7 protein-coding genes are annotated in these 8932 nt (G+C 35.1%); 2 read left to right on the plus strand and 5 right to left on the minus strand.

All coding sequences use genetic code 11. The features are described 5' to 3' along the window. The first annotated feature begins 78 nt into the window (after positions 1 to 78). Positions 79 to 1734, plus strand: coding sequence for a SulP family inorganic anion transporter (locus ACTG3Y_RS12800; RefSeq protein WP_439153314.1), 1656 nt, complete (start codon positions 79 to 81; stop codon positions 1732 to 1734). A gap of 6 nt (positions 1735 to 1740) precedes the next feature. Here the strand turns inward: ACTG3Y_RS12800 and ACTG3Y_RS12805 are convergent, their stop codons facing one another. Both ACTG3Y_RS12805 and ACTG3Y_RS12810 read right to left on the minus strand, forming a co-directional pair. Further along, entirely contained in the window at positions 1741 to 2205 is a 465-nt protein-coding gene (locus ACTG3Y_RS12805; RefSeq protein ID WP_439153315.1) for a GNAT family N-acetyltransferase, read from the minus strand. Beyond that, complete coding sequence (locus ACTG3Y_RS12810) at positions 2195 to 3214, minus strand: formimidoylglutamase (RefSeq protein WP_439153316.1); 1020 nt, start codon at positions 3212 to 3214, stop codon at positions 2195 to 2197. Before ACTG3Y_RS12810 ends, ACTG3Y_RS12805 begins: the two co-directional genes overlap by 11 nt. Before the next feature lie 106 nt (positions 3215 to 3320). Between ACTG3Y_RS12810 and ACTG3Y_RS12815 the strand changes: the two genes are divergently transcribed. Continuing rightward, entirely contained in the window at positions 3321 to 4208 is an 888-nt protein-coding gene (locus tag ACTG3Y_RS12815) for a chromosome partitioning protein ParA (RefSeq protein ID WP_439153317.1), read from the plus strand. Positions 4209 to 4267: 59 nt separating this feature from the next. Here the strand turns inward: ACTG3Y_RS12815 and hutI are convergent, their stop codons facing one another. The 3 genes from hutI to fumC form a co-directional block, all read right to left on the minus strand. Further along, complete coding sequence (gene hutI / locus ACTG3Y_RS12820) at positions 4268 to 5503, minus strand: imidazolonepropionase (RefSeq protein ID WP_439153318.1); 1236 nt, start codon at positions 5501 to 5503, stop codon at positions 4268 to 4270. 96 nt (positions 5504 to 5599) lie between these two features. Further along, a complete protein-coding gene (locus ACTG3Y_RS12825) occupies positions 5600 to 7045 on the minus strand; it encodes a T9SS type A sorting domain-containing protein (RefSeq protein ID WP_439153319.1) in 1446 nt (481 codons plus the stop codon). A gap of 200 nt (positions 7046 to 7245) precedes the next feature. Then, positions 7246 to 8643, minus strand: a complete 1398-nt coding sequence (gene fumC, locus ACTG3Y_RS12830) for a class II fumarate hydratase (protein ID WP_439153320.1) — start codon at positions 8641 to 8643, stop codon at positions 7246 to 7248. Between the last annotated feature and the right edge of the window lie 289 nt (positions 8644 to 8932).

Genomic DNA, 8932 nt, shown 5'->3' on the forward strand with positions numbered 1-8932 from the left:
TAATTTTTATCTCATAAGCGCTTAGATAACAATTTCTTGAGTAAATACTTTATTTTTATATGCTTTAAAATAAGAAGTATGAATTCAAAAATTTACGATTTTAAATATTTAAAAGGAGATTTAACGGGTGGATTAGTTGCTGGTGTCGTAGCCTTACCTTTGGCACTAGCATTTGGTGTACAATCAGGATTAGGTGCTACAGCAGGGTTATATGGTGCGATTGCTGTTGGAATCTTTGCAGCAATCTTTGGAGGTACTACTACCCAAGCAAGTGGGCCAACTGGACCAATGACTGTAGTTTCTGCAGCATTAGTTGCCGGAGCTATAGAACTTACCGGAAGTTTGGAGGCTGCTATGCCTATTATCATTGTAACGTTTTTGTTAGGTGGAGTTTTTCAAATCATTTTTGGACTGATAAATATAGCTGGTTATGTAAAGTATTTTCCTTATCCGGTTGTGTCGGGATTTATGAGCGGTGTCGGTCTCATTATCATTATTCTTCAATTATTTCCTTTTGCAGGACTAAGTTCAGCAAAATCGACCTGGTTAGTTATGCAAGATCTACCCAGATTAATTACGGATTTTAATTGGCAAGCGTTGGCTCTAGGTGGCTTAACAGTATTAACTTATTATGTTTTTCCATATATATCTAAAGCCATTCCTAGCGCACTTGTAGCTTTAATCGTAGCGACATTGATTGGTTACTACTTAAAATGGGATGTTCCAATTATTGGAGAAATACCATCAGGCTTACCGTCCTTACAGGTCGATGGATTGTTTTCAATTGATGCATCTGCATATAGTTTAGTGGCAGAATATGCCCTGGTATTAGCAGTTTTGGGCTCTATTGATTCATTACTTACTTCGGTCATAGCTGATAATATGACCAAAACCAAACACAATAGTAATCGTGAATTAATTGGTCAGGGTATAGGAAATTCAATAGCAGCAATTTTTGGAGGTATTCCAGGTGCAGGAGCAACAAAAGGAACTGTTGTGAACATTAATTCAGGCGGAAGGACAAGGGTTTCTGGTACTATTCACGGTTTGTTTCTTTTAGCTGTATTGTTAGGACTGGGAAAATTAGCAGGTTACATTCCACTATCTGTTTTAGCAGGTCTGTTGATTCCAATAGGGTTTAAGATTATTGATACCAAAGGTCTAAAACATTTATTGGTGGTTCCAAGAGCAGATGCTGTCGTTTTGGTAATTGTTCTTTTAATAACGACTTTCGGTAGTTTAATTCAAGCCGTTGGAATCGGTTTGTTATTAGCCTCTTTGTTATTTATGAAACGCGCAAGTGATATTGGAGAGAAAGGTATGGAAGTAGGTACAATCGCAGGTTTTGATGGCGAAAAACCCTGGCAGGATGAGGTGGAATTTTATGAAAAATATAAAGACAAGATTTATATAAAGCATCTTTACGGACCACTATTTTTTGGTTTTACATCACATTTTCAAGATGAAATAAAAAATATACCAGAACAAATTAAAGCCCTAATCATTCGTATGGATCGCGTGCCTTACATTGACCAATCTGGTTTATACGCGTTAGAAAACGCTGTTTTGGACTTAGAGCAAAGAGGTGTAAAGGTATTACTAACTTCATTACAGGAACAACCAAAAGACAAACTAGTTTCTATAGATATTGTTCCCGACCTAATTTCTGAAGAACATATTTTTGATGAGATTGATACAGCTTTTGATTATTTGAAGGCAAAATTTAGTCTGTAAAATAATTTAATATTCTAACAGCATTTTAATATTGGCACGCTCATAAGGATTATCCTTTTCAAGAAGTAACTCTTTAAAACCATATTTTCTATATAAATAAATGGCGTTTTCTAATTTGGTATTAGAATAGAGTAGAAGTGCTTTTAAATTCTGCAGTTGAGCAAAATCAATACAGTATTGTAATAATTTCTGACCAATTTTTTGCCCGCGTTCTTCTGGTAAAACGGCCATCTTAGTTAGTTCTAAAATTCCATCATCTTTAGTTGGCATTAGCGCAACTGTGCCAACTACAGCATTATTTTTCATTCCAAAAAAGATAAATCCACCTTTGTCTATGATATATTTGTCGGGTTGACTTAAGACTTCTTCATCATATGGTTCAACGTAGAAAAAGGTTTTAAGCCATTCTATATTTAAATCATAAAAATTCTTGGCGTATGCTTTATTGTAGTTTATGATACTAATTTCCATTAGCTCTAATAAAATCTGTAATGAGATATGAAATTAATTTTCCAACCTTAGTCATGGTTTTTTTTCTTGGTGCAGCTTCGCAAATATGTAAATAACTAGCGTTTTCATAGGCCGCACAATAATGTACAAATTGTCTAGCCTGAGACACGGAAAAACCACTTGGTGTCATAGCGCTACTAGGTATGTTTTCAATGGCATCACAGTCTAATTCAATACCAAAGTATTTGTCTGAAACTGCACTTAAGCCTTTTTCTAAAGCTGTATTGAAGTCTGTTTCCTTACGCACGTCTATAGCTTCATACGTACTAAAACTAAAATATTTCACCTTTTTAAGCGTCTTAAATAATTTATCTGAAGTGTAATTTTCATGCAGGCCAATTACATGGTAATTTTTTAGAAACCCTTCTGCAAAGGCATAACTAAAACCATTACCACTATGCCTGCCTTCTTCTGGTCTAAAATCGGTATGAGCATCAAAATTAATCACGTTAATTTTTGTGTTTTTGGCTAATGAGGTTCCTTTAATATTGCCGTAAGCATTATTATGTCCACCACCAACAACTATAGGTTTTTTGCCAGCTTTTATAATAGAAGCAACAAGGTAGGCTACATCTTTATCAATCTCCTCAACATAGTCCCTGGCTTTTGCTATATGTTTCTTTTTTGTAGTATCAAACTTAGACACTTTTTCACGTAGGTCAGCATAATTTAAAGCACCAAGAACTAAAACTCGATTTACCTTTGTAAAGGTATTACTCTGAATATTTAACAAAATTTTTATTGTAGCGTCCCAAGCACTGTAAGTACCTATTTTTCCGTGATTTGCGAATACTCCAATATCCTCTTTAATTCCGAAAATAACATAGTCAACATCTAAATCAACAATATCATCGTATATGTTAGTGAGGTTAGGTATTAATTGAATATGTTCTCCAAATTTTGATTCTCCTTTACGTTTCTTTAAAAGATGTTGTAGGTCTTTTTCTGTGAATAAGTCGAGATTTTTCATTTGATAACTTTATTACAATAGGTAATAAAAGTACAGTTTTAATTAATTACTTTGATTTCAAAATTAAATTAAGAATAAGAAATAACAATAACTAAAAACATAATTTATGAAAGGTTCACAAAAAACAGGTACAGGTTTAAAAGTAGGCTTAGGTATTCTTTTAGTCCTTTTCTTAGGAACTGCCTTTTTTGCATCTAAACTTTACAATGACAAAAAAGAAACAGAGAAGACGCTGATCAGTGAAAAACAAGAGGTAATGAATGATCTCAATAATATGGCTAAGCAATATGACGAAGCCATTGCAGATAATGAGATTACAAACGAAGATCTATTAGAGGCCAGAGAGCGTATTCAAGGCTTAATGGATTCTCTAAAAGTATCGCAAAACAGTGTTAATAGCTTGTGGCGATATAGAAAAAAATACATAGCCTTACAACGTGAGATGGATGTCTTAATGGAAGAAAATGATCGTTTAAAAGTTGAAAATGAGTATTTAGCGACGTCTTTAGATAGCACACAAGTACAATTAGCAGAGCGTACAACATTCACAGATTCTCTGTTAGTACAAAATACAGAATTAGCCTCTGTAGTGAAAGATGCTGCGGCATTACAAACTGTAGGCTTAAAGGGCTTAGGCGTAATAGAGCGTAGTAGTGGTAAACAAATACCTACAGAACGTGCTAGACGTAGTGATAAAATTAAAGTGTGCTTTACAGTAGCAAAAAATACGTTAGCAGATTCTGGTGATAAAGAATTATACGTGCAGGTGATTGATCCTAAAAACAATGTACTTGGTGAAAATGGCCAGTTACAGTTTGATGAGGAAGTTTTAAATTACAGTTTAATTAGTCGTTTTAATTACGAAAACAGAAACTTAAATATATGCGAATACATCTCCAGACCTGACGATGATAAATTTGAGTCAGGACGTTACAGAGTTAATGTATTTAACGATAAAGAGTTGATTTCTTCATCAGAGTTTACTCTGAAATAAGAATTGATTATTTGATTGATTGATAGATAAAAATCCGGAACATGTTTCCGGATTTTTTATTACCTAAACTCCCCGTTTATAATCACACTTTCTACAGGGTTATGGGCAAAGGCATACGGAATTTCTGTATAATCATTAAGCGGTTTTGTAATAATTAAATTGGCTTTTTTTCCTCTTGTGATACTACCATACATATTACTAATACCCATGGCATAAGCACCATTAATCGTGGCTGCGTTAATAGCTTCCTCTGGTGTGAGTTTAAGTTTTACACAGGCGGCACTCACAATAAAATTCATGTTGCCACTAGGAGCAGAACCAGGATTATAATCCGTGGCAATAGCTAATGGTAAACCAGCGTCTATCAATTGTCTGGCTGGTGTGTAAGGAATACTTAAAAAATATGAGCAACCTGGCAATGCTACAGGCATCGTTTTAGAGCCCTTTATTGCTGCTATATCATCGTCGTTTAATTCTTCTAAATGGTCTACAGAGAGCGCATTATATTTTACACCTAAAGCCACACCACCCAAAATATTAAACTGGTTGACATGTATTTTTGGTCTTAGGTTATGCTCTTTTCCTGCTTTTAAAATCGCTTCGGTATCTTCAATACTAAAATAACCATCTTCACAAAATACATCTAAGTAATGGGCAATGTTTAGTTTAGCAGCTTCAGGAATAAGTTCTTCTGTAATAAGTTTGATATAATCGGATTTATTTTTTCTATACGCTTCTGGTATAGCATGGGCTGCCAGTAGTGTAGGAGTGATTTTCGCTAAACTATCTTGCTTAATACGTTTTATAACACGTAGCATTTTCAATTCAGCATCAACCGTTAAGCCATAACCTGTTTTAACTTCAATAGCACCTGTACCCATTTTTATCAGGTCTTCCAAGCGTTCCATAGCTTGTTTGTACAAGTCCTCTTCAGATGTTTTTTGAAGTAGTTTTGCTGAGTTTAAGATGCCACCACCACGATTGGCAATTTCAGCATAACTCAAACCGTTTATTCGATCTACAAATTCTGAAGTTCTATTCCCTGCATACACCAAATGGGAGTGCGAATCGCACCAGGATGGTAAAACAATTTTACCAGTTGCATCAATAGTTGTTTCCGGATATAAACCATCACAATCTTCCATTTTACCGAATTCAATAATGGTGTCGTGCTCAATGTATAAGTACGCATTTTCCAGAACTGGTAAGGTTTTCATCGCTTCACCTTTTACTATGGTAACATTAGAATCATGTACCTGAAGTAATTGTTTGATGTTGGTAATTAGTATTGACATGTGGTTAGCTTTTTGTAAAGATTGCTAATTTTTTGAACAAAAAAAAACGCTGGTCTAAATAAACCAGCGTTTTTATATGATTAGTTATTATGTCTATTATTCTTTAATAAATTTTGAGATAAACCCATTATCAATTTTTATAACATACATGCCGTTATTCAAATGTGACACATCTAATGATATATTAGCATCTATGGATTTATCAAATACTTTCTTTCCTAAGATATCATAGATGACCATTTTAATAGTCACATTGTCGAAACCTTCAAAATTTAAAACATTTGTTGTTGGATTTGGAAACATAGAGAATTCTTCAGTCTCAATATTTGAAACACTTAACACGTATTTTTCGTTTTCAAAATAATTAAGATCATCATCATTATAAGCACAACTTGAAATATCTAAATCACCATCGTTATCAAAATCCGCTACAGTATATACAAACGATTGACTTTGTGTATTATCAATTACAGTTTCACTGCCATAACTTCCGGCGCCATTATTCTTAAACCATACTAAATCATTGCCAACTCCCGAAGAACCACTACTTAATACGATGTCCTTTAAACCATCATCATCTAAATCTTTGCTCTGTGCTACTGCAGGATTTACAATACTTGTTGTAAACATTGTTGTGGTATAACCACCAGCACCATCTTCTTCGTACCAGTATAAGTTACCTGGTACATTACCACAGAATGAACCACAAGATACCTCAGTAACCAAAATATCTAAATTAGAATCACCATCTAAATCCTCAAAATTAGCATTAAAAACACCAATTAATCCTGTCGCTACAGAAGTTACATCTTTGGTGAATAACACTGTACCTCCAGGTACTAAATCATTTCTAAAGATTTCTACAACATCACTACCAGAGTAAGCTGCTGTAGCAATGATAGCATCTAGATCACCATCGTTATCAATATCTTTCATATTTATGACGGATGGTGAGTTAAGTGTAATATCTATACTACTATTAGTAGGAACAGAAAAGTTTCCTGCACCGTCATTAGAAAACCAAAGTACTTCACCATCTACAATAGACGTTACAGCGACGTCAACAGTCGCACCAGCATCAATAGTTCCTGCAAAAAGGCCACTCATACCATCGTAAGCATTAGTAATAAGTTGCTCAGCTCCAAAAACTCCGTTGCCATCATTTTCAAACCAAACTAAAGCCGATGGTGTGCCATAACCAGCTCCGTAACTACCAAAGCCAACAGCCAGAATATCTAAGTCACCATCACTATTTAAATCAACTAATTTGAGACCAGTAATATTAGTCAAGGTATTTGTAACAGCTGTTTGTTTTACAAATGTGCCATCTGCATTGCCTTTATACCATACAATGATATGGTCTGCATCAGTACCTATGACTATATCTAGATTAGAATCTGCATCAATAAGACCAGAAGCAATCGTATACGGATTATTTCCCGTTGCTCCATCAATAGTGGCTTTGGCTGCCCAATTCGTTTGAGAATGAACTACCACTGCAATGCAAATAGTTGATAATAAAGTGAGTAAAGTTTTTTTCATAATGATAGATTTGTTTTTTGCTAATGTAAGAAATTATTTTAGCTAATAGTCTTTTTATCTTGATATTCAGTCGTTTAAACTGGCAATACCACTCATTTTTGTTTTAAAAAACACGTCAGTTTGAGTGCAGTTTTATCTTTTTAGATACCTCGCTCAAACTGACGCTGTAATGTTCAATTTATGCTTTGCGTATGGTTTTATTATTTCATGCTACCTACCATGTCTTCTGGTTTTACCCAGTCGTCATAGTCTTCTGCAGACACATACCCTAAATTAATGGCTTCCTCTTTTAGAGTCGTGCCATTTTTATGCGCTGTATTGGCAATTTCAGCGGCTTTGTAATAGCCTATTTTGGTATTTAATGCCGTAACTAACATTAATGAGTTATTCAGTAACTCTTTAATTACCTCATGGTTTGGTTCTATACCACTCGCACAGTTTTCTTCAAAACTCACACAAGCATCACCAATAAGTTGAGCTGATTGCAAAAGATTCGCTGCCATCATTGGTTTAAACACGTTAAGCTCATAATGCCCTTGTGTGCCACCAACCGTTACAGCGACATCGTTACCCATTACCTGAGCGCAAACCATTGTTAAGGCTTCGCATTGAGTAGGATTCACTTTTCCTGGCATAATAGAACTTCCAGGTTCGTTAGCCGGAATAATAATCTCACCAATACCTGAACGTGGACCAGACGCCATCATTCTAATATCATTGGCTATTTTATTTAAGGATACGGCGATTTGCTTTAAAGCACCATGTGTTTCTACAATAGCATCGTGTGCTGCTAAAGCTTCAAATTTGTTTTCTGCAGTGACAAACGGTAAACCTGTAAACTCAGCAATATATTTTGCCACTAAGACATCGTAACCTTGTGGTGTGTTTAAGCCTGTACCAACTGCTGTACCACCTAATGCTAATTCGCTTAAGTGTGCTAAGGTATTTTCTAAAGCTTTAAGACCATGATCTAATTGCGATACATAACCCGAAAACTCTTGTCCCAAAGTCAATGGTGTCGCATCCATTAAATGCGTACGACCAATCTTCACCACATCTTTAAAGGCTATGGATTTATTATGTAAGGTGTTGCGCAACTGAATCACACCAGGTATGGTGTTTTCTACGACCTTTTTGTACGCTGCGATATGCATACCCGTAGGGAAGGTGTCGTTAGAGGATTGCGATTTGTTGACATCATCATTAGGTTGAATGGTTTTGTCACCTTCACCAATCACTTTACCAGCAATTTGGTGTGCGCGGTTAGCTACTACTTCATTAACATTCATATTACTTTGGGTACCAGAACCGGTTTGCCAAATTACGAGTGGAAACTGGTCGTTGTGTTGGTTATCTAAAATTTCATCGCAGACCTGAGCAATAAGATCGCGTTTGTTTTTATCTAAAACGCCTAACTCGCAATTGGCATAGGCTGCCGCCTTTTTAAGGTAGGCAAAGCCATGTACAATTTCTAAAGGCATTGATGCAGGTGCACCAATTTTAAAGTTATTACGAGACCGTTCTGTTTGTGCTCCCCAAAGTTTATCGGCTGGTACTTTAACCTCGCCCATGGTGTCTTTTTCTATTCTGTAACTCATGATTGTATCGTTTATTAAAAGCTCTACAAAATTACAGATTTTGACCATTTAAAACCTGATAACTGTCATTTTATTTCTGTAGTTTTAAAGAGAAATCACAGACTTATATGTTGTAGTAAAATACGTAGTTCTACGTATTGAAATTATGAGTTTAAAAACCTAACTTCGCTTAACGTCTGATATAAGTCATTACAACGGACTCATATCACTAAAGTTGGCAACAATCAAAAAGATAATAATAACCTATTGAAAAATATAGTATGAAAATGAGACAAATAACTCTACTAAT

This window comes from Winogradskyella sp., from assembly GCF_965656915.1.
Classification (GTDB): domain Bacteria; phylum Bacteroidota; class Bacteroidia; order Flavobacteriales; family Flavobacteriaceae; genus Winogradskyella.

Bases quoted from the DNA above. Each gene is read 5' to 3' on its own strand.
- ACTG3Y_RS12800 (WP_439153314.1), top strand. From the start codon at position 79: ATGAATTCAAAAATTTACGATTTTAAATATTTAAAAGGAGATTTAACG.
- ACTG3Y_RS12805 (WP_439153315.1), bottom strand. From the start codon at position 2,205: ATGGAAATTAGTATCATAAACTACAATAAAGCATACGCCAAGAATTTT.
- ACTG3Y_RS12810 (WP_439153316.1), bottom strand. From the start codon at position 3,214: ATGAAAAATCTCGACTTATTCACAGAAAAAGACCTACAACATCTTTTA.
- ACTG3Y_RS12815 (WP_439153317.1), top strand. From the start codon at position 3,321: ATGAAAGGTTCACAAAAAACAGGTACAGGTTTAAAAGTAGGCTTAGGT.
- hutI (WP_439153318.1), bottom strand. From the start codon at position 5,503: ATGTCAATACTAATTACCAACATCAAACAATTACTTCAGGTACATGAT.
- ACTG3Y_RS12825 (WP_439153319.1), bottom strand. From the start codon at position 7,045: ATGAAAAAAACTTTACTCACTTTATTATCAACTATTTGCATTGCAGTG.
- fumC (WP_439153320.1), bottom strand. From the start codon at position 8,643: ATGAGTTACAGAATAGAAAAAGACACCATGGGCGAGGTTAAAGTACCA.